Annotated in this window: 19 protein-coding genes and 1 pseudogene; 13 read left to right on the top strand and 7 right to left on the bottom strand. The window is 71.5% G+C overall.

All coding sequences use genetic code 11. The features are described 5' to 3' along the window. Window positions 1-76: 76 nt before the first annotated feature. On the bottom strand, window positions 77-1,306 hold the full coding sequence (gene ilvA / locus QFZ76_RS32300) for a threonine ammonia-lyase (RefSeq protein WP_307676997.1): 1,230 nt from the start codon (window positions 1,304-1,306) through the stop codon (window positions 77-79). A gap of 163 nt (window positions 1,307-1,469) precedes the next feature. Between ilvA and QFZ76_RS32295 the strand changes: the two genes are divergently transcribed. From QFZ76_RS32295 to QFZ76_RS32285, 3 genes are all read left to right on the top strand, one after another. Next, entirely contained in the window at window positions 1,470-1,970 is a 501-nt protein-coding gene (locus QFZ76_RS32295) for a MarR family winged helix-turn-helix transcriptional regulator (RefSeq protein WP_266448123.1), read from the top strand. Window positions 1,971-2,149: 179 nt separating this feature from the next. Next, window positions 2,150-2,653, top strand: coding sequence for a sigma factor-like helix-turn-helix DNA-binding protein (locus QFZ76_RS32290; RefSeq protein ID WP_307676996.1), 504 nt, complete (start codon window positions 2,150-2,152; stop codon window positions 2,651-2,653). A 46-nt stretch (window positions 2,654-2,699) separates the two neighbouring features. Next, complete coding sequence (locus QFZ76_RS32285; protein ID WP_266434419.1) at window positions 2,700-2,948, top strand: hypothetical protein; 249 nt, start codon at window positions 2,700-2,702, stop codon at window positions 2,946-2,948. 30 nt (window positions 2,949-2,978) lie between these two features. On the opposite strand, the gene QFZ76_RS32280 is transcribed toward QFZ76_RS32285, so the two are convergent. Further along, window positions 2,979-4,133 carry a cystathionine gamma-synthase gene (locus QFZ76_RS32280; RefSeq protein WP_307676995.1) on the bottom strand — a complete coding sequence of 385 codons (1,155 nt, stop codon included), beginning with the start codon at window positions 4,131-4,133 and terminating at the stop codon, window positions 2,979-2,981. 197 nt (window positions 4,134-4,330) lie between these two features. On the opposite strand from QFZ76_RS32280, the pseudogene QFZ76_RS32275 reads away from it, so the two are divergent. From QFZ76_RS32275 to QFZ76_RS32265, 3 genes and pseudogenes are all read left to right on the top strand, one after another. Further along, window positions 4,331-5,457 (top strand): annotated as a pseudogene (locus tag QFZ76_RS32275) (hypothetical protein). A 312-nt stretch (window positions 5,458-5,769) separates the two neighbouring features. Then, the gene (locus tag QFZ76_RS32270; RefSeq protein ID WP_307676994.1) at window positions 5,770-6,453 is read left to right on the top strand and encodes a HEAT repeat domain-containing protein; all 684 of its coding nucleotides are present in this window, start codon (window positions 5,770-5,772) and stop codon (window positions 6,451-6,453) included. Next, on the top strand, window positions 6,447-7,451 hold the full coding sequence (locus QFZ76_RS32265) for a MerR family transcriptional regulator (protein WP_307676993.1): 1,005 nt from the start codon (window positions 6,447-6,449) through the stop codon (window positions 7,449-7,451). Before QFZ76_RS32270 ends, QFZ76_RS32265 begins: the two co-directional genes overlap by 7 nt. A 96-nt stretch (window positions 7,452-7,547) precedes the next feature. Here the strand turns inward: QFZ76_RS32265 and msrA are convergent, their stop codons facing one another. After that, window positions 7,548-8,060, bottom strand: a complete 513-nt coding sequence (gene msrA, locus QFZ76_RS32260) for a peptide-methionine (S)-S-oxide reductase MsrA (RefSeq protein WP_307676992.1) — start codon at window positions 8,058-8,060, stop codon at window positions 7,548-7,550. A 398-nt stretch (window positions 8,061-8,458) separates the two neighbouring features. Between msrA and QFZ76_RS32255 the strand changes: the two genes are divergently transcribed. The 3 genes from QFZ76_RS32255 to QFZ76_RS32245 all read left to right on the top strand — a co-directional run bounded on the left by QFZ76_RS32255 (window position 8,459) and on the right by QFZ76_RS32245 (window position 11,458). Next, window positions 8,459-9,142 carry a DUF4389 domain-containing protein gene (locus QFZ76_RS32255; protein ID WP_307676991.1) on the top strand — a complete coding sequence of 228 codons (684 nt, stop codon included), beginning with the start codon at window positions 8,459-8,461 and terminating at the stop codon, window positions 9,140-9,142. A gap of 122 nt (window positions 9,143-9,264) precedes the next feature. Then, the gene (locus QFZ76_RS32250; protein ID WP_307676990.1) at window positions 9,265-10,371 is read left to right on the top strand and encodes a serine hydrolase; all 1,107 of its coding nucleotides are present in this window, start codon (window positions 9,265-9,267) and stop codon (window positions 10,369-10,371) included. A gap of 178 nt (window positions 10,372-10,549) precedes the next feature. Beyond that, on the top strand, window positions 10,550-11,458 hold the full coding sequence (locus QFZ76_RS32245) for a trypsin-like serine protease (protein WP_307676989.1): 909 nt from the start codon (window positions 10,550-10,552) through the stop codon (window positions 11,456-11,458). Between the two features lie 70 nt (window positions 11,459-11,528). Here the strand turns inward: QFZ76_RS32245 and QFZ76_RS32240 are convergent, their stop codons facing one another. After that, window positions 11,529-11,912 carry a VOC family protein gene (locus QFZ76_RS32240; RefSeq protein WP_307676988.1) on the bottom strand — a complete coding sequence of 128 codons (384 nt, stop codon included), beginning with the start codon at window positions 11,910-11,912 and terminating at the stop codon, window positions 11,529-11,531. Window positions 11,913-12,073: 161 nt separating this feature from the next. Between QFZ76_RS32240 and QFZ76_RS32235 the strand changes: the two genes are divergently transcribed. From QFZ76_RS32235 to QFZ76_RS32225, 3 genes are all read left to right on the top strand, one after another. After that, window positions 12,074-13,150 carry an iron-siderophore ABC transporter substrate-binding protein gene (locus QFZ76_RS32235; RefSeq protein ID WP_307676987.1) on the top strand — a complete coding sequence of 359 codons (1,077 nt, stop codon included), beginning with the start codon at window positions 12,074-12,076 and terminating at the stop codon, window positions 13,148-13,150. Next, on the top strand, window positions 13,147-14,136 hold the full coding sequence (locus QFZ76_RS32230; protein WP_307676986.1) for an iron ABC transporter permease: 990 nt from the start codon (window positions 13,147-13,149) through the stop codon (window positions 14,134-14,136). Before QFZ76_RS32235 ends, QFZ76_RS32230 begins: the two co-directional genes overlap by 4 nt. Before the next feature lie 107 nt (window positions 14,137-14,243). Beyond that, window positions 14,244-15,482, top strand: a complete 1,239-nt coding sequence (locus QFZ76_RS32225) for an iron chelate uptake ABC transporter family permease subunit (RefSeq protein WP_307676985.1) — start codon at window positions 14,244-14,246, stop codon at window positions 15,480-15,482. A gap of 40 nt (window positions 15,483-15,522) precedes the next feature. On the opposite strand, the gene QFZ76_RS32220 is transcribed toward QFZ76_RS32225, so the two are convergent. Further along, on the bottom strand, window positions 15,523-16,563 hold the full coding sequence (locus tag QFZ76_RS32220; RefSeq protein ID WP_307676984.1) for an NAD(P)-dependent alcohol dehydrogenase: 1,041 nt from the start codon (window positions 16,561-16,563) through the stop codon (window positions 15,523-15,525). A gap of 171 nt (window positions 16,564-16,734) precedes the next feature. On the opposite strand from QFZ76_RS32220, the gene QFZ76_RS32215 reads away from it, so the two are divergent. Beyond that, window positions 16,735-17,673, top strand: coding sequence for a helix-turn-helix transcriptional regulator (locus QFZ76_RS32215; protein ID WP_307676983.1), 939 nt, complete (start codon window positions 16,735-16,737; stop codon window positions 17,671-17,673). A 58-nt stretch (window positions 17,674-17,731) separates the two neighbouring features. Here the strand turns inward: QFZ76_RS32215 and QFZ76_RS32210 are convergent, their stop codons facing one another. Then, window positions 17,732-19,570 (bottom strand): serine/threonine protein kinase, encoded by a 1,839-nt coding sequence (locus QFZ76_RS32210; RefSeq protein ID WP_307676982.1) that lies wholly within the window; start codon window positions 19,568-19,570, stop codon window positions 17,732-17,734. A gap of 170 nt (window positions 19,571-19,740) precedes the next feature. Further along, window positions 19,741-20,511 carry a group II truncated hemoglobin gene (locus QFZ76_RS32205; RefSeq protein WP_307676981.1) on the bottom strand — a complete coding sequence of 257 codons (771 nt, stop codon included), beginning with the start codon at window positions 20,509-20,511 and terminating at the stop codon, window positions 19,741-19,743. Between the last annotated feature and the right edge of the window lie 97 nt (window positions 20,512-20,608).

The raw sequence follows: 20,608 nt of genomic DNA, 5'->3' as shown, positions 1-20,608 counted from the left end.
CCATAACGCGATGTATCGCGTCTCTCAATGGACTTACCCGATCGGGTGAGATCGGATGACAAAGAGGCGCCTGACCTCAGCCGATGACCGTGTAACCCGCGTCGCGCAGGGCCTGGCCGACCTCGACGCAGTGCGCCGGACCCTTCGTCTCCAGGTGCAGCTCGACCTCCGCCTCCGTGAGCCCGAGCCGTGGATCGGTCCGGACGTGGCCCACATCGAGGACGTTAGCGTCCACCACTGACAAGACGCCGAGAAGCGTCGCAAGAGCGCCCGGGCGGTCCGTCAGCCGCAGGCGTACGGCCAGGTAGCGGCCCTGCGCGGCCAGGCCGTGGGTCAGCACGCGCTGCATCAGCAGCGGGTCGACGTTGCCGCCGGACAGCAGCGCCACGACCGGCCCCTCGAAGGAACCGGGGTCGCTCAGCAGCGCGGCGACCGGGCTCGCCCCGGCCGGTTCGACGACCAGCTTGGCCCGCTCCAGGCACAGCAGCAGCCCGGTGGACAGCTCGTCCTCCGTCACCGTGCGCACCTCGTCCACCAGCTCGCCGATGATCCCGAACGGCACGTCGCCGGGCCGCCCGACCTTGATGCCGTCGGCCATCGTCGCCGGATTCTCGATCGCCACCGGCCGCCCGGCCGCCAGCGAGGGCGGGTACGCGGCAGCGCCCGCCGCCTGCACGCCCACGATCCGCACGTCCGGCCGCAGCGTCTTCACCGCGATCGCGATGCCCGCCGCGAGCCCGCCCCCGCCGATGCCCACGACGATCGTGCGCACCTCGGGGCACTGCTCCAGGATCTCCAGGCCGACCGTGCCCTGACCGGCGATAATGTCAGGGTGGTCGAACGGGTGAATGAACACCGCGCCGGTCGCCTCCGCGTACTCCTGCGCGGCGGCCAGCGTCTCGTCGACCACGTGCCCGTGCAGGCGCACCTCGGCGCCGTACTCCTTCGTGGCACTGATCTTCGGCAGCGGGGCACCCTTCGGCATGAACACCGTGGACCGCACACCGAGCAGCGACGACGCCAGCGCCACGCCCTGGGCGTGGTTGCCCGCGCTCGCCGCGACGACACCGGCGGCCCGCTCCTCGGGCAGCAGTCCGGCGATCCGCACGTACGCACCGCGCAGCTTGAACGATCCGGTCCGCTGGAGGTTCTCGCACTTGAAGTGGACCGGCGCGCCGACCAGCTGGGTCAGGTGGCGGCTGCCCTCCATCGCGGTCACCCGCGCCACGCCCGAGAGCATCTTCTGGGCACCGCGCACGTCGTCGAGCGTCACCGGCGGCACGGAGGGGGCCTCACGGTAGTTCATGACTCAAGTCTCGCAGTTCACACGCGCGGACCGCCGCTGTGACCAACCTCCGAGACCGGTTTGCGCAGCCCCGGTACGGCCCGCCTCCGGGCCGCGTACCCTGTCCCCCAATCCAGCACCCCCTTCACGAAGTGAGCCCCCGGCCATGCCCACAACACCTGAAATGTCGATGGACATGACGACCGTCGGTGACAGCGGTCTCCTCGACACGCTGCAGCACGAGGTGGCGGTGTTCGCCCGACGTGCCGAACAGACCCGGCTCGGCGGGGTGGGGCAGGTGCGCAACTCCATGGACCGCGCCGCGTACCTGCTGCTCAACCGGCTCGACAAGGAAGGTCCGATGGGCGTCAAGGCGCTCGCCGCGAGCATGGGGATCGACTCGTCGACGGTCACCCGGCAGGTGGCTCCGCTCGTCGACACCGGCCTCGTCAAGCGGACCTCGCACCCCGAGGACGGGCGGGCGGTGGTGCTCCAGTTGTCCCCGCGCGGGCTGTCGCGTCTTGAGGAAGTGCGCTCGTCGCGGCGTCAGTTGATGGCCGAGCTGACACACGACTGGGCGCCCGAGGAGCGCGAGGCGTTCTGCACGCTCCTCACGCGCTTCAACACCGCCCTCTCCGCCCGGATGGCGACCCAGGAAGTACCGGACGGGCCGTCGGCCTCCTGATCGCCGGCTCGGCGCCCTCCGGCTCGACGCTCACCGGCGCGCCGCTCTCGGCCGTGCGCGGCCCTTGACCTACGGGCCGCGCCTGGCCTCATATGAGACCGGGTCCCCGTCGCACACCGTTTCGCATTCCGTGCGCGGCCGGACCCGTCCCTCAGGATCGCCCTCAGGCGGGAGGCGCGGTGCGGCAACGGCAAGTGGCCCAGGGCGCCCGTCGGGCCCGGGAGTTCGAGGCGTTCGTCGCGGGCGCGGCCGGGCGGCTGCTGCACGCCGCCACGCTCCTCACGGCGGAGGAGCCGCACGACAACCCGCGCGCGCGACGCCTGTTGACGCTGGCCCTCGCGCATACGTACGCGTCCTGGGACCGGCTGCGCGGCGAGGACCCGTACGACCGGACGCGCCAGTACCTGGCCGCCCGCTTCGCGCGCGGGGCGTGGCACCAGTACGGCGGCCTGGTCCGGGCGCGTCGGCAACCGGCCGGCGCCCTGGCCCGGCTCACCCCTCAGGAACGTCTGATCCTCGTCCTCAGGTTGTACGAAGGCGTCGCCGAGGAACAGGCGGCGGCCCTCCTCGGCCTCCCTCTGGAACGCGTCCGCACCCTCTGCGACCGGGCGACGGCGACCCTGCTGCATCCGCCGCGCGGCCCGGCACCGGCGGTGGCGGGGCCGAGGGTGGCCCCGTCATGAGCACCGCCATGCGCACCATGCGCACCGTCATGAGCCGGAGGCGGGCGTGAACCGGCCCGAGCGGGAGGCGGCCGTGCGGCGGATCATGGAGCGGTCCGTGCCGTCCGTGCCGCCCGGGCTGTACGCGGAGGCCGTGCGGCGCGGCGGGCGCATGCTGCGCCGCAGAAGGGCCGCCCGGCGTCTGCTGTGGCTGCTGCTCGCCACCGTGACCGTCGCGTTCGTCGTGTGGGCGCTGTTGGTCCAGCCCTGGGTGGAGCCGCCGTCGGAGACGACTCCACCCCTCACGGACTGGTGAGAGCGGCAGCCACGCGCGCGGGCCGAAGGACTAGCCGAGCGCCTGCTGGAGGTCCTCCAGGAGGTCCTCGACGTTCTCGATGCCCACGGACAGGCGTACGAGGTCGGCGGGCACCTCCAGGAGGGATCCGGCCGTGGAGGCGTGCGTCATGCGTCCGGGGTGCTCGATGAGCGACTCGACGCCGCCCAGGGACTCGCCGAGCGTGAACACCTGGGCGCGGTTGCAGACCTCGACGGCCGCCTCCTCGCCGCCCGCGACCTGGAAGGAGATCATGCCGCCGAACGCCCGCATCTGCTTGGCGGCGACCTCATGACCGGGGTGCTCGGGCAGACCCGGGTACAGCACGTTCGTCACGCGCGCGTGCCGGGTCAGCATGTCGGCGATCTTGGTGGCGTTCTCGCTGTGCCGGTCCATGCGCACCGACAGCGTCTTCGTGCCGCGCAGCACCAGCCACGAGTCGAAGGGCCCGGCGACCGCGCCCATCGCGTTCTGGTGGTACGCCAGTTCCTCGCCCAGCTCCGGGTCGCCGACGATCAGGGCGCCGCCGACGACGTCCGAGTGGCCGCCCATGTACTTGGTCAGCGAGTGCACCACGACGTCCGCGCCGAGCGACAGCGGCTGCTGCAGGTACGGCGTGGCGAAGGTGTTGTCGACGACGAGCCGCGCGCCCGCGTCCCGGGCGACCTGGGCCACGGCGGCGATGTCGGTGATGCCGAGCAGCGGGTTGGAGGGGGTCTCCACCCACACCGCCTTGGTCTTCGGGGTGATGGCGGCCCGTACCGCGGACGCGTCGCCGGTGTCGGCGACCGACCACTCCACGCCCCACCGGGAGACGACCTTCGCGAAGAGACGGAACGTGCCGCCGTACGCGTCGTTCGGGATGACCACGTGGTCGCCGGGGCTGAGCAGCGTACGCAACAGGCAGTCCTCGGCCGCCAGTCCGGACGCGAACGCGAGGCCGCGGCGGCCGCCCTCCAGGGCCGCGAGGTTCTCCTCGAGGGCCGTCCTGGTCGGGTTGGCGCTGCGGCTGTACTCGTAGCCGCCGCGCAGGCCGCCGACGCCGTCCTGCTTGTAGGTCGAGACCTGGTAGATCGGCGGGACGACCGCGCCGGTGAGGGGATCCGCGGTGTTGCCCGCGTGGATCGCGAGGGTCTCGAAGTGCTGACTGATGTGCCTGTCGCTCATGGGCACCGAGCGTAGTGCGCCCGCGGGGAAGGTGCCGGACGCCGAGGTCGGCGGGGGGCCGACGGGAACGGCAGAGGGAGGCGGCGGAGGGGCCGTGGAGGGGGCCGCAGGTGTTTTCCACAGGCCGCCGGCGGGAGTTTTCCACAGGGCGCCGACCTCGTTGGCCAATTGTCGGCGGCGTCTGGAACCCTTGAGGCATGGAAATTCTCTGGCTCCTGATGGCGCTGGTCCTGCTCGGCTTCGTGCTGCTCCCCTTCCTGCGGCGCAGGCGCGGCATGATCGGGCAGGTCCCGCCGGGCCACCCGGACGCCGCGGACCCGGCGAACTACGGCTTCGCACAGCAGGAGGAGCTGGACGTGCGGATGCCCGGTCCCGACCAGGACCTGGTGGACGTCCTGGATCTCGTGCAGCGCACCCAGGACCACCGGGCGGCGGCCCAGCTCCTCGCCGGCACGGAGGCCGAGGGCGAACTGCGCTGGCAGCGCGTGCAGGCCTTCGCGGGCGCCGCCTCGCTGGAGCTGCGGCAGCGGCCCGGCGGGGTGAGCGAGACGCCGGGCGGCCAGTGGCTGCGGGTGTGGCGGGCCGAGGCACCCAAGGACGCGAGCGGCGCGGCGGTGCACGCGGAGTTCCTGGTCCAGCAGGCGTGGCGGACGTCGACGCCGGGCACGGACGAGTTCCGGATCATCATGGAGGAGGCGAAGGCGGCGGTCGGCGACGCGGCCCTGCTGGCCCCGGGTGACCCGATCCCGTACATCGTCGAGCTCTCGGTGGCGCGCGGACTGGCGTACCCCCAGCCGGAGTTCGAGCAGCTCTGGCTGAAGATCCTGGACCGCGCCCCGAACCACATGGGCGCGCATCTGGCCGCCCTGCACTACTGGTGCGAGAAGTGGCACGGCTCGCGCGAGCAGGCGTACGGCTTCGCGGAGGCGGCGGCGGCGCGGGCCCCCCGGGGCTCCCTCCTGGCGGCCATGCCCCTGTTCGCGGTCTTCGAGCACCTCCCCGAGGTGAACCTGGTCAGCGGCTTCTACCAGAGCGAGGTCGTCACCAAGGCGATACATGGCGCACTGCACGCCGTGCACTCGGCCCGAGCCGACGACCCGATGCTGGCGCACGTCCGCCATCTGCTGGTCTTCTTCCTGGTCCGCGCCGAGCGCTGGGCGGAGGCGATGAGCCAGCTCGTAGCTCGTTGCACATCGACGGCCATGTCGGCGCCCTCCCCTGGACCCTGTCCCCCGACCCGGCCGCGGAGTTCGCGGTCTACCGGGCGCTGGCGGTGGCGGGCTACGAGGCGAACGGGGGGAGCCCGGCGACGCTGCCGCACTGACGGCGGGCACGCACCGGCAGGAAGCCGGGGCGGCACGGAAAACGTTGTTTTGGTGCCGCCCGCCGCCTCGCCGCCCTGCCGCACACACCGACTGGCTCTCCAGCCACCCGTCCGGTCTCTGACAATGCACTCGGGCGAAGCTGCGCCGGCGGGCCGCTGCGGAGTGGAAGACCGGCCTCGGCCTCTGCCGGCACAGCTTCGTCATGACCTGGTCCAGTGAGATCAGTCCGGCGAAGGTGCGAAGTCGCCGGGTGAGCCGTTGACCTTGACACGGTGACAAGGCCTTCACTGCTTGCCAAGGAGGTGGTCTCGATGACCATGACGAGACAGGACGCGGATGCGACACGAGCGCTCCAGGGCTTGGAGGACGGCCGTTCGTCCGTGCGGCTGCGGGCCGCTCTGGCGGTCGGCACGACGCCGGACCCGCGCTTTGTCGACAAGCTCGTCGAGCGCTGCGCGATCGAACCCGAGTTCTTCGTCCGCGACATGCTGACCTGGGCACTCACCCGCCACCCGGTGTCCATGACGCTCCCGGAATTGCTCCGCGAAGTCCGCTCGGAGCGTGCGCAGGCACGGAGCCAGGCGCTGCATACCCTGTCCAAGATCGGGGACCGGCGGGCGTGGCCGGCGATCACATGGGCGCTCCTGACCGACGCCGACGACGAAGTGGCGCGGAGCGCCTGGCGGACCGCAGTCGTGCTCGTGCCGGAAGGCGAGAAGTCCGGGTTGGCCGCGGTGCTGGCGACGCAGCTCGGGCGCGGTGAGCGGGAGACGCAGCTGAGTCTCAGTCGGGCGATGGTCGCGCTGGGTGAGGTCGCCCTGCCGGCTCTGCGGGCTGCGACGACGGCCCCTGACCGGCGCGTGCGCACGCACGCGCTCGCCACGGAACGGCTGCTGCGCGACCCGGATGCCGGATTCGAGTTCGCCATCGAGGAGGCGAAGCGCGTCGTGGCCCTCGGCGGTTCCGGCCAGGAGGGACACGATAGGCAGTGCTGATCGGTGAGGTGGCGCGACGGTCCGGGGTCAGCGCCCGCATGCTCAGGCATTACGAGTCGCTCGGCCTGATGCGGCCTTCGGGTCGTACGGGCTCCGGCTATCGGAAGTACTCCGGCGAGGACATCCGGCGGATCTTCCACATCGAGAGCCTGAGGTCGCTGGGACTGTCGCTGCGCGAGATCGGACGCGCGCTCGACGATCCCGGCTTCAGGCCCTCGGCGCTCGTCGACGACCTCATCCGTCAGACGCGCGAACGCATCGCGGCCGAGACGGAGCTGCTCACGCGGCTCCGCCGGATCGATGCCGCGGAACCCGCCGGCTGGGAGGACGTCCTCCAGGCCGTCGCCTTCCTCCAGGCACTGGGGTCGAAGAGCGCTGCCGCGCGCCAGCGGGCGGCCCTTTCCTCGGTCGACGAGGTTCCGGTGCCGGTGGAGGCCCTGGTCGAGGCGGTACTGAGGGAGTCGGAGCCGAACGTCGCCGGAGCCCTGCGGTGGGCGCTGGCGCGATCGGGCGACGGCGGCACGGCCCTGCTGGCGGAGGGCCTCGGCTCTCCGGTGGCCGCGGTGCGGGAGCGTGCCGTTCGGTCCCTCGCGGAGATGCCCGGTGATGAGGCCACCGCCCGGCTGCGAAACGCCCTCGCGAACCCGGACGCCGTGGTCCGCGGCCATGCGGCTCTGGCCCTCGGGGCGCGTGGAGGCGCCGATGCGGTCCCGGCACTCGTCGACATGATCGTGGCGGGACGGAACGACACCGATGCGGCCGATGCGCTGAGCATGCTGGCGAGCGACACCGCCACGGCGGATCAGATCGCCACCAGGCTCGTCGAGCGCCTCGCTGACGACACCACCGACGCGCCCGCACGCGTACGGCTGACCCAGGCGCTGGCGGACATCCCGGGGAGGACGGCTTCGGGTGCCCTCGTGGAGCTGTCGCAGGACAGGGACCGTGCGGTTGCGCTGACTGCGGCCTATCTTCTTCAGCTACGCGACGCACGGTGACGGATCTCTCCACCGCCGGACCCGCAGAGACCTGCGCGGCCCGGCTTGTGGAGCCTGCGTCAGTCAGCCTTCGCCGTCCGCCGGGCCGCCTCTTGGTCAGCCCTCGGTGCGGGCGGGCAGCCGCCATCCCGGGCGAGGGAAGTGGCAGGTGTAGCCGTTCGGGTAACGCTGCAGGTAGTCCTGGTGCTCGGGCTCGGCCTCCCAGAAGGGGCCCACCGGCTCCACCTCGGTGACGACCTTGCCCGGCCACAGGCCAGAGGCGTCCACATCCGCGATCGTGTCCTCGGCGATCCGCTTCTGCTCGTCGTCCACGTAGTAGATCGCCGAGCGGTAGCTGAGGCCGATGTCGTTGCCCTGGCGGTTCTTGGTGCTCGGGTCGTGGATCTGGAAGAAGAACTCCAGGATCGCGCGGAAGTCGGTCTTCGCAGGGTCGAAGAGGATCTCGATGGCCTCCGCGTGCGTGCCGTGGTTACGGTACGTCGCGTTCGGCACGTCACCCCCGGTGTATCCCACCCGGGTCGCCGTCACGCCCGGAAGCCGGCGGATCAGCTCCTCCATCCCCCAGAAACATCCGCCCGCCAGCACGGCCCTCTGCGTCTGCGCAGCCATTGCGGTCCTCCCATATCTGTCAGCTCGGTCACTCGGGCCACTCGGCTCACACACCACCGGCATCCCGCGCCCACCTCCTCAACGCGCGAGGGTTCCACGCGATTCCGTACCCGTCCGACCGGCCCTGCCGTCGCCGACCACCGGCACGGCGAGAAGCACACCGACCTGCCCACTCCCATGCCGGCTAGGCCGCCGACCCCTCACGTCGCCGCCACGGTGGGACGTCGGCCGTCGTTCCCGCCCATCGCCCCCGCACCACCATTCACCCGAGTCGCAGCCATCCCCTGTGCGTGCGAGCCTGAATGCGTGATCAGGCAGTCACCAGGTGGTCTGCCCGTGGGGCGAGGACACGGACGAGTGACCGCCGGGTGGCGACTCTGGAAGAGGAGTTGGGCCGCATGATTCCTGTCACCGTGTCGCCTGTGCGTATCGAGGCGTCGCTCGATCCGCGGCTGTCCAGATGGCTGTGGCTGGTGAAGTGGCTCCTCGCCGTGCCGCACTACATCGTGCTGTTCTTCCTGTGGATCGCGTTCGTCCTCGTCACCATCGTCGCGTTTTTCGCCATCCTCGTCACCGGGCGATACCCCCGGCCTCTCTTCGACTTCAATGTCGGCGTACTGCGCTGGAACTGGCGCGTCAGCTATTACGCCCATACTGCGCTCGGCACAGACCGATATCCGCCGTTCACCCTCGCGGATGTACCCGACTATCCCGCACATTTCGACATCACCTATCCCGAGCGTCTCTCCCGCGGCCTGGTGTTGGTGAAGTGGTGGCTGTTGGCGATCCCGCAGTACATCGTCGTCGGAATGTTCGTCGGCGGCTGGGGTTGGGGAGAAGGGGATGGCTGGCGTGGCGGGGGCCTGATTCCCTTCCTCTCCCTGGTCGCCGTGATCATTTTGGCGGCTACCGCCCGTTACCCGGTGCGCCTTTTCGACTTCCTGCTCGGCCTGGCCCGCTGGGTCGCGCGGGTGACTGCCTATGCCGCCCTGATGACCGATGAGTACCCGCCGTTCCGTCTCGACATGGGCGGGCCTGAAGCGAACAACCAACCGATCGGCATGACCAAGGCCGACGGCTGAAACCCACAGGGGCGTGGCCACGGCCCTGTGCGGCTGACGCGCATTCCCGGTTGTCGGCAGGCAGGCGGGCCCGGCCGGGAATTCGGTTGCCTCTCGTCGTCGGATGCGGGCTAATGCCACGCATGGCTGACATTCAGGGCTCGTACGACGACCTGTTCACCGCCGTGCCCAGTGCGCTGGCCGCGCTGCTGGACGAGGGGGACGTGGGCGCCTCGGTGGCGGTCTTCGTGGACGGTGAGCCGGTGGTGGACGTATGGGGTGGGTTCGTCGACGCGGGTCGTACGGTTCCGTGGGGGCGGGACACGATCGTCAATGTCTGGTCCGTGACGAAGACGATGACGGCGTTGTGCGCGCTGGTCCTGGCCGACCGTCGGGAGCTCGACCTGGAGGCGCCGGTCGCCCGGTACTGGCCGGAGTTCGCGGCGGCGGGCAAGGACGGGGTGCTGGTGCGGCATCTGCTCGCGCACACCGCGGGCCTGCCCGACTGGGACGGGCCGGTCGACGAGCTCTACGACTGGCCGTCCGCCACGGCGCGGCTGGCCGGGCAGGCACCGCAGTGGGAGCCGGGCAGCGCGGCCGGGTACCACTCGGTCACCCAGGGCTTCCTCGTGGGCGAGGTCGTACGCCGGATCACCGGCCGGAGCGTGGGCGAGTACTTCGCCGAGGAGGTGGCCGGGCCGCTGGGCGCGGACTTCCACATCGGGCTGTCCGCCGAGCACGACCACCGCGTGGCGCTCGCGGTCCCACCACCGTCCCGGGACGAGGACTACACCGCGAGCGCGGCCCGGAGCGACGCGAACGCGTCCGCCGGGACCGCGATCCGGGTCCGCGACGGGAACAGTGTGGCGTGGCGCCGTGCGCAGATCCCCGCGGCGAGCGGATTCGGCAATGCCCGCTCGGTCGCCCTCGCGCAGTCGGTGCTGGCGTGCGGAGGAGCGGTGCGCGGGGTGCGGTTGCTGTCGCAGGGCGGCTGTGACCGGGCGTGGGCGGAGCAGTTCAGCGGCGAGGACCGGATCCTGGGCATGCCGGTGCGCTACGGCCTGGGCTACGGGCTGTTCGGCAGTACGTTCGGGTGGGGCGGCTGGGGTGGCTCACTGGTGATGATCGAACCCGAGGCGCGCATGGCGGTGGCGTACGTGACGAACCAGATGCGCGAACCGGCGGAGGACCAGCGCGGGTTGGAGATCGTCATGTCCGCGTACGACGGCCTCAAGGGTCTGCGTGCCTGATCCAGACACTCCAGTCGCTCAAGTAGCTCCGGTTGCTCAAGTAGCTCCGGTTGCAAGTAGCTCCGGTTGCTCATACAGCTCCAGTTGCCCTCTTGCCGTGATCGGCTCCAGGCGCTTCACTGTCGCTGCTCGCCCCCCACAGGAGAACACCCGTCCCACCCAGTCGAAGGGTCTTCTCTTGACCGACAGACGTGCCACCACCATGGCCCGCACCACCACCCTGGCCCGCATCACCGCCGTCACCGCGGCCGCCTGCGCCGCCGTGCTCGCGACCGCGCTGCCCTCGTCCGCGATCAACTCCTACAACGCGACCCCCGCGCCGGAGCGCACCGAGGTCGGCGCCCTCATCGCCACCTGGGACAACGACGCGAACCCTGCCACCCCGGACCGCGTCGACTGGGTCTGCTCCGGCACCATGATCGACGGGAACACGTTCCTGACGGCCGCCCACTGCACCACGGACTGGCCGGCCAACGTGAGGTTCTACGTGTCCCTGGACCAGGACGTGCAGGCCGGACTCGACGCCGCCGCCACGAAGTTCCCCGGTGATCCGGCCGCGCAGGCCGGCGCCGTAGGCGTCCAGGGCGTCGCCCACTCCGACCCCGCCTATCCCGGCCCCGCCTCCGACACGCACGACATCGCGGTGGTCGAGCTGCCCGACCGACAGATGAAGGCGCGCTGGGCGTACACCCCGGCGACCCTCCCGACCGCCGACCAGTTCGGCGCGCTCGGTCCTCAAGGGCTCAACGCCGTCGACTGGTTCGTGGCGGGGTACGGCACCCAGGAAGCCGTCAACGGACCGGGCGGCCAGACCCACCCCGGCGGTGGCGTCCGCATGAAGGCACCCGTGACCTTCGACGCCCTCAACAACGCGTGGATACGGCTGGCCATGACCGCGCCCCAAGGCAACGGCGGTGCCTGCTACGGCGATTCGGGCGGCCCCAACTTCGCGGTCGTCGGCGGGAAGACCATCCTCGCCGCGACCACCATCACCGGCGACACACCGTGCTACGCCACCAACGTGACGTACCGCCTCGACACCCCCGGAGCCCGGGCGTTCCTGTCACCCTTCGTCAAGCTGCCGTAGCGGCTGGGCGGTTCCCCTCCCTCCGCCGGCCGTGCGGGCCACCGCGGCCGGCGGGCGAGGGCAGGAAGCGTCAACTGCCGCTGCCGTACGGTCGTGTGAGGATTTCCAGGTTGTGCCCGTTCGGGTCGTCGAAGTACGCGCCCCGGCCGCCGTCGTTGTGGTTGATCTCCCCGACCTTGCGGTGGAAGGGGTCTGCCCAGTACGTGAGACCGGCGTCCCGGACGCGCGCGAAGATCGTGTCGAAGTCGTCCTCGGAGACGAGGAACGCGTAGTGCTGCGGGGTGATCGGGCCGGGGGTGTCCAGGTAGTCGAGGGTCACGCCGTTCGGGATCCCGACGGGGATGAAGGGGCCGTAGGGCGGGCCGACCTCAAGTCCCAGGATGTCGGCGAGGAAACGGGCCGAGGCGTGCTTGTCGTGTGCGGCGACGATGGTGTGGTTCAGCTGGACGGTCATCGTGCGGGCCTCCTCCGTCGTACGGGGAACGGGCCTCCTCGTTACCGACCATACTCCGCGACCGGTTAAGGTAAGCCTTGCCTTAGCAAACCGGTTCATCGCTCAATCAGCGCAACGGTGCCAGTACATCGGTGGGCCAACCACACCACGTCGGAGGCGTCGTGCGCGCAGTAGCAGTGAAGGCCGTTCTGGCCGCGACCGTTGTCGGAGGGCTGCTCGTCGGCTGCTCGTCCTCGGACGGGGGCGACGGGAGCGCGGAGAAGGCGGACGCGGCGCGGAACCCCGTGATGGGCACCTCGGAGGGGGCCACCGAAGGGCCCTCCGCCGCGCCGAGCGCGCTCGCCGACGGCATGGGCGCCGACACGGACACCGACGGGACGTTCCCGCGGACCGTGACCCACTTCCAGGGGAAGACGACCCTGAAGGCCGAGCCGCAGAAGATAGCCGTGCTGAGCACGGGGCAGCTCGACGACCTGCTGTCCCTCGGGATCGTCCCGACGGCCGGCACCCGCGCCGACAACGCCGGCCTCGTGCCCGACTACCTCGCGGACGCCTTCCCGGCGTACACGTCGCAGCTCGCCGGCATGACCGACGCGGGCACCCGGCAGGCACCCAACCTGGAGTCCCTCGCCGTGGCCGAGCCGGATCTGATCCTCGCCAACGACTCGCTCGGCGACCTCTACCCGAAGCTGTCGAAGATCGCGCCCACCGTGATCACCGCGGGCAACGGCATCAACTGGAAGCGCGACCTGCTCCTCGTCGGCGAGGCCGTCGGCAAGGGCGAGGCGGCCCAGAAGATGCTGGACGACATCACCGCCGACGCCGCCGAGCAGGGTGCGGACCTCGGCGACCCCACCGTTTCCATGGTCCGGTTCACGCCGGACCGCACCCGCATGTTCGGCGTCTCCTCCTTCACCGGGTCCATCGCCGTCGACATGGGGCTGTCGCGCCCCAAGTCGCAGCAGTTCACCGCGATTTCCGAGGACATCGGCCCGGAGAGCATCGACACCGCCGACGGTGACTGGATCTTCTACTCCGTCCAGGGCGACGCGTCCGAGACCGACGCCGCTGGGGGTCCCCCCTCTGGGGGAGTGGTCGCCGGGCCGCTGTGGAAGTCGATGAAGGCGGTCGAGGCGGGGCAGGCCGTGAAGGTCGACGACGACCCCTGGTACCTCAACGCCGGTCCGAGCGCCGCGCGTCTGGTGATACGACAGCTCGCCGAGCACATCGGCACGTGAGCCCGAAACGCCTGGCCTGGCCGGCGGCCGTCCTCGCGGTGGCCGCCGTCGGCCTGCTCAGCCTCGCCGTCGGCACCCGCGCGGTGCCGCTGTCGGCCGTGTTCGACGCCCTGCTGCACGGCGGGGGTTCACCGGACGCCATGGTCGTACGGTCGCTGCGGGTGCCGCGCACCGAGGTCGGGCTGACGGCCGGTGCCGCGCTCGGCGTCGCGGGCGCGGCGCTCCAGGCCGTCACCCGCAATCCGCTCGCCGATCCCGGCATCCTCGGGCTGAGCCAGGGCGCCGCGGCCGGGGTCGTCCTCGCCATCGGGTTCGGGCTGGCGAACGGCTTCGGCGGGTACGTCTGGTACGCCTTCGCCGGTGCCGTCGTCGCCGCGTGTCTGGTGTACGGAATCGCGGCGCGGGGCCGGGAGGGGGCGTCGCCGGTCAAGCTGGCGCTGGCGGGGACGGCGCTCTCCGCGATGACCGCCGGGGCCACGACCGTCGTCCTCACCTCCAGCTCCGCCACGCTCGACCAGTTCCGGTTCTGGCAGGTGGGCGCGCTGAGCGGGCGGGATGCCGACACGGTCGTCCGCATGCTGCCGTTCCTGGCGGGTGGTGCGGTGCTGGTGCTGGCGTGTGCGCGAGGGCTGGACGCGCTGGCCCTGGGCGACGAGACGGCGCGGGCGCTGGGGCATCGGGTTCAGCTGGTGCGGGGGGTGGCGGCGCTGGGGGCGACCCTGCTGACGGCCGCCGCGGTCGCCGCGGCCGGGCCGATCGCCTTCGTGGGACTCGCGGTGCCGCATCTGGCGCGGCGGCTGGTCTCCGGGGGGCATCGCGCTGTACTGCCGCTCTCCGCCCTGCTGGGCGCGGCGTTGTTGCTGGGCGCGGATGTGGCGGGGCGGGTGGTGCGGGCTCCTGCGGAGGTGCCGGCCGGGGTGATGACCGCGTTGGTGGGGGTGCCGGTGCTGGTGGTGCTGGTACGGCGTAAGGGAGCCGTCGCGTGAGGGGGGCCGGGCGGTGGTGCTGGGCGGGGGTGGATCGCGCAGCCCGGCGCCTACGGGGCGCCGCCCGCGCCCACCCGTGCCGCCCCAGCGGCACGACTGCCCGCGGCATGACGGGGTCAGACGCCGACGGGATGGCGGAGTCGGCCACCGGCGGGATGGCCGGGTCAGCCGCCCACGGGATAGCGGAGTCGACCGCCCACGGGACCGCCGAGCCCGTCACCCCCGCGAGGGCGGAGTCAGTCGGCCCTGGGGCGGCGGGCAGGGGTGGCCGCGGGACCGCCGGGGTGGCCGCCCCCGCGAACGTGGGCTCCACCGCCCCCGGGGTGGCGGTCCTGCGGCCCCACCCCCGCATCTCCCTCCTCCTCCACCGCCGTTCCGCCGCGGCCGCCGTAACCCTGCTCGTCCTCCTCGCGGCTGTCATGCTCGCCGCGGTCTGTCTGGGGCAGACGTATGTCTCGCCCGTCGAGGTCTGGCGCACCCTGCGCACCGGGGCCGGGCCGTACGACCTGGTCGTCGGGGAGTTGCGGGTGCCGCGGATCGTGCTGGGGGCGCTCGTGGGGGCGGCGCTCGGGGTGTCGGGGGCGTTGGTGCAGACCGTCACGCGGAATCCGCTCGCCAGCCCGGACGTGATCGGTGTCGGGCACGGCGCCGCCGCAGCGACCGTGCTCGCCCTGGCGACCGGGACCGTCGGTTCGCCCGGTGCGATGCCCGCCGTTTCCGTCGCGGGCGGGCTCGGCGCCGCCGCGCTGGTGTACGTGCTGGCGTGGCGGCGCGGTATGCAGCCGAGTCGGTTCGTGCTCACCGGTGTGGGGATCGGGGTCGCGTTGTCGGCCGTCGTCCAGCTGTATCTCACCGACAGCGAGCTGGAGGCCGCCGAGCAGGTCAAGCTGTGGCTGACCGGCAGCCTCAACGGGCGGGGCTGGGAGCAGGCGGGGCCCCTGGCCACCGTCATGCTGCTGTGTCTGCCCGCGCTGGTGTGGGCGAGCCGGGCCGTACGGCCGCTGGGGTTGGACCCGGACACGGCGGCCGCGCTCGGCGTACGGGTGGACCGGGCCCGGCTCGGCCTCACCGTGCTGGGCGTCGTCCTCGCCGCCACGGCGACCGGCGCCGCGGGACCGATCGGGTTCGTCGCCCTGACCGCACCCCAGCTGGCCCGCCGGATCACCCGGACGCCTCAACTGCCGCTGATCTGCTCGGCGTTGACGGGCGCGTTCGTCCTGGTCGCCGCCGACCTGGCGGCCCGTACCCTGCTGCCCCCGCTGGAGATCCCGGTGGGCGCGCTCACGTCCCTGGTCGGCGGGCCGTATCTGCTGTGGCTGCTGGGGCGTCGTACGGCGACACGATGAAGGGCCTCGGGACAACGCCCGAGGCCCTTCACGGGGTAGATCAGATCGTCGCCGTGTCGATCACGAACCGGTACCGCACATCGCTGCTGATGACCCGCTCGTACGCCTCGTTGATCTCGGACGCACCGATCAGCTCGATCTCCGAGCCGATGCCGTGCTCGGCGCAGAAGTCCAGCATCTCCTGGGTCTCGGCGATCCCGCCGATCATCGAACCGGCGAGGATCTTGTTGCCGCCGATGAGGGAGAACAGGTTCAGGGCGACGGGCTCCTCCGGCGCGCCCACGTTCACCAGGGCGCCGCCCGTCTTCAGCAGGCTGAGGTAGGCACCGAAGTCCAGCGGGGCCGACACCGTGGAGACGATGAGGTCGAAGGAGCCGGCCAGCTCCTCGAACGTCTTCGGGTCGCTGGTCGCGTAGTAGTGGTCGGCGCCCAGCTTCAGGCCGTCGTCCTGCTTGCGCAGGGACTGTGAGAGGACCGTGACCTCGGCGCCGAGCGCGTGCGCGATCTTGACGCCCATGTGACCGAGACCGCCCAGGCCGACGATGGCGACCTTCTTGCCGGGCCCCGCGCCCCACTGCTTGAGCGGCGAGTACGTGGTGATGCCCGCGCACAGCAGCGGCGCGGCGACGTCCAGAGCCAGTCCGTCGGGGATGCGGACGGTGAAGTTCTCGTCGACGACGACGTGCGTGGAGTAGCCGCCGTAAGTGGGTTCGCCGTCCTTGCCGATGGCGTTGTACGTGCCGACCGAGCCGCCGGTGCAGTGCTGCTCCAGGCCGGCCTTGCAGTTGTCGCACTCGCGGCAGGAGTCGACCAGGCAGCCGACGCCCACGCGGTCGCCGACCTTGAACTTGGTGACACCCGACCCGACCTCGGAGACTATGCCCGCGATCTCGTGCCCCGGGACCATCGGGAAGATCGCCTCGCCCCAGCCCTCACGGGCCTGGTGGATGTCGGAGTGGCAGATGCCGGCGAACTTGATGTCGATCAGCACATCGAACTCACGGACCGCGCGGCGCTCGATGGTGGTGCGCTCGAGGGGAGCCTTGGGGGCGGGTGCGGCGTATGCAGCAACAGTGGTCATGCCGGGGGTTCTCCTAGCGATGGTGTCGCGCCCGGCTGCCTTCCGGCCGGGCACGGAGATCAGCCTGCCTCACGCACCGGCATTCACCCAGGGCCCGGCTCGGCATACGTTTGCCGGTCCTACCACTGGCGGGGTCAGGATGGTGTGCGTACGACCGTGAATACTGGACGCATGGACGAACAGCCCGAACCCGCACAGGACCCCTCCGCCGAGGCCGGCGGGTCCCTGGACCGGCGCGCCGAGCTCAGCGAGTTCCTGCGCACCCGGCGGGCCCGGCTGAAGCCCGAGGACGTGGGGCTGCCGGACTTCGGGCGGCACCGCCGGGTGCCGGGGCTGCGCCGGGAGGAGCTGGCCCAGCTGGCCGGGGTGTCCGTGGCGTACTACACACGCCTGGAGCAGGGCAACGGGCGGAACGTGTCGGCGGAGGTCCTCGACGCCATCGCCCGCGCGCTGCGGCTGACCGACGCCGAGCACGCCCACCTCACGCATCTGGCGAAGCCCAAGCAGCACAAGAAGAAGCAGGCCGCCCCCACCCAGCAGCAGGTGCGGAGCGCGCTGCGGCAGCTGCTGGACACGATGGACGGCACTCCCGCGTACGTCGTGGGCCGGCGCTCCGACATCCTCGTCTGGAACCGGATGGCCGCGGCGGTCTTCGGCGACTGGGCGCAGCTGCCGCCGCAGGAGCGGAACTGGGCGCGGATGGTGTTCCTCACGCCGGAGTACCGCGAGCTGTTCGTCGAGTGGGAGCAGAAGGCGACCGACATCGTCAGCTATCTGCGCATGGACGCGGGCTGCCACCCGGACGACCCCCGGCTGTCCGCGCTGGTGGGCGAACTCTCCGTGAAGAGCGAGGAGTTCAGGCGGCTGTGGGCCACCCACGACGTCAAGGAGAAGAGCCACGGCGTCAAGCGGATGCAGCACCCGCTCGTCGGCGGCCTGGAGCTCTCCTTCGAGACGTTCCGGCTGATCGACGACCAGGAGCAGTCACTGATCACCTACCACGCCGAACCGGGCTCCCCGTCGGCCGAGGCCCTGCGCCTGCTGGCGAGCTGGGGCACGGACGCGACGCGGGCGGGTACGGGTACGGGGACTTCGACGCCGGCGCCCTGACGTTTCAGCACTCCGTGATGTCTCAGGGACGTCTCAGGGATGTCTCAGGGTGCTGCGGTCAGCCGAGCGTCCAGATCTGGTTGTCCCGCCCGTTGCACTCCCAAAGGACCGCATCCGTTCCGGACGCGCCCCCGAAAATGTCGACGCACTTCTGCGACTGCTCGGCCACCAGTTCCGTACCGTCGAGGCGGAACCGCTGGCTGCCCCCGCCGTCGCAGCCGGCCAGTTGGATCGCGGTGCGGTCGGCGGTCGCTCCCCCAGCCACGGTCATGCACTTCCCCGATGACCGGACGGTCCCGGATCCGAGCTGCCATTGCTGCGCGGCCGAGCCGTCGCACGTGTCCTGGAACAGCTGTATCCCCTCGGTCCCGTCACCCCTGCTCAGGCACTTCTGGGAGGCGGCGACGACCAGGGCACGGCCGGTCGTGGCGGCCGGCGAGCCGGATCCGCTCTTCGTCGGTGTGTCCTCGGATCCGGGACTCGCCTCGGTGTCTTCTGCCGCGAGCTCGGACGGCGACGGCGAGGAGGCCGGGGCCCGCGGCGTGGCGGCGGAACTCGGGGAGCCCGACAGGGAGGAGACGGGCGAGGGCGTCGGGGATGTGGACGTGCCCGGGATCCCCGGGACGGTTCTGTCGTCGGCCACGGGCGTGCGGTCCGATGCCGCAGTGCTGGTACTGCCCTTGTCCGGCGTCAACGTGACCAGCAGCGGGACCGCGATCAGTACCACCGCGGCGGCTGCCGTTCCGAGCACGACCGGCTTCTTCATCCACCGGCCCGGGCGCGGCCGCGCCCGCCGGCCGGCTGAGGTGGTCGGCGGGCGGTCCGGGGGCGCCCCGGCAGCGGATGCCTCACGATTTCCGTGATCCGGCGTCGGCGTCGGTTCCCGCGCTTCCGGGGTGCCGCCGGGAACCGCGATCCCACCGGGCACGGCGGACTCCACGAGCGCGCCGGGCACCGCGGGTTCCGCAGGCACGCCAGGCACCGCAGGCTCCGCGGGCACCGCACGCACACCAGGCAGGCCAGACTCCGCACGCACATCAGACACAGCAGGCGCGGCAGGCGCGGCGCCGGAGGAGTGTCCTTCGGCGGCTGCCGTCCGCAGCAGGCGCTCGGCCTCCTCGGCCGACGGCCGCTCGTCGGGCCTGTTGGCGAGCAGCCCCTGGATCACCGGGGTGAGTGGCCCGGCCCGTCGGATCTCCGGCATCGGCCCCATGGCGATGGCGTACATGGTCTCCGTCACCGTGTCCCGACGGAACGGGGACCGGCCTTCCACCGCCTGGAAGAGCGTGGCGCCCAGCGCCCATAGGTCGGACTCCGGGCCCTGTCTGCCGCCGGCGAGGCGCTCGGGTGCGATGAAGTCGACCGACCCCACCAGCTGGCCGGTGACGGTGAGAGTCGAGGTGTCGGAGGCCTGGGCGATACCGAAGTCGGTCAGGACCACCCGGTCGTCCTCGGCGAGCAGCACGTTGGCGGGTTTCACGTCCCGGTGCAGGACCCCGGCCCGGTGCGCCGCCCGCAGCGCGGCGAGCACGCCGAGGCCGATCCTGGCGGCCTCTGCGGGCGGGACCGGGCCGTGCGCTTCGATCAGGTCGGCGAGGGTGGTGGACGGCACGTACTCCATGACGATGGCGAGCAGGCCCTCGTCGTCCACCACGTCGTGGACGACGACGACATTGGGGTGGCTGATCCGGGCGGCGCTGCGGGCCTCTCGGCGGGTGCGCTCGAAGAGGGTGGCGAGCTCGTCCGCGGAGAGGTGGGGCTGGGGGTGGAGCTTCTTCACGGCGACCTGGCGGCCGAGGAGGGTGTCGTGGGCGCGCCAGACGGTGCCCATACCGCCTCGGCCGATGCGGTCGAGAACGCAGTACCGATCGGCGATCAGCCGTCCTTCGTCGGACACCGTGGTGTTCCTTTCCGCCACTTCGGATCGGGGATCCGCCCAACGGTGTCTGATCCTCGGCCCGTTGAAGTAAGCGCTGTCAGTCGAAGGAGTGATGATAGTTCCACGTGCCGCTCCACCACCGCCCGACCCGACCACTGTCCGCGCTCATCAGAGGAAGATGCCTGCCGTCAGCCCTGATACGGCGGCGCGGCCCCCCAGTTCCACCTGGGCACCGGCTGTTCGGCCGGCGGCTTCGCGTCCGGGCTCGAGAAGTACACGGCCAGCCGTGTGCCCCACTCCACATACGCGAGGAACGCCGAACGGAACTCGGCGTCCGCCGGCAGCCCCGCCTCGTCCGCCGCGTCCTGGATCAGGTTCACCCAGCGTCGGCGCTGCGGCTCGGTGATCCCCCGCCCCATGTGCTTGGCGACCATGTGGCCGTGCCCGCCCTGCGTCTCGGAGTAGGCGGGCGGCCCGCCGAACACCTCGGCGAGCCAGAGCGCGACATGCTCGGCGTGTTCGGGGTCCAGCCCCGCGAAGACGGGGGCGAGGACCTCGTCCGCCAGGACCTTCTCGTAGAAGACCGAGGTCAGCCGGGCGAAGGCCTCCGCGCCGCCCGCCCACTCGTAGAGCGTGGGCACGGCGGAACCCGTGCCGCGGACGGTGGTGGGCTTGTAGTGCCGCATCTCGTCTATGAAGGGGATGTACGGCTGGATCTCGGCGAGGAAGTCGGGGAACAGCTCCGACTCGCGGAAGCCCTCCAGGTGGTCCTCGGTCGATGTCCAGGTGATGCGCAGGACGTAGTGCTCGAAGTCGTCCTCGCAACGCGCGAGTTCGAAGTCCACGCACTGCGGTGCCGCGGCCAGCAGGGCGGCGGCCTTGGTGTAGGCGGACAGGAACTCCGCCGACCTGTCCGCAGGGATGCGGTACCGGATGTACTCGACCGTCTGAGTCGTCATGCGCCCACACAAACACGAGAGGCCCGCCGGAGGCTGTGCCTCCGGCGGGCCTTTCGCTCAGGGCCTACTCACCCGTCGTACCCACTCGTCGTACCCA

Source organism: Streptomyces sp. V4I2 (assembly GCF_030817655.1).
Taxonomy (GTDB): Bacteria; Actinomycetota; Actinomycetes; order Streptomycetales; family Streptomycetaceae; genus Streptomyces; species Streptomyces plumbiresistens.
This window is presented reverse-complemented; position numbering and strand designations above follow the sequence as displayed.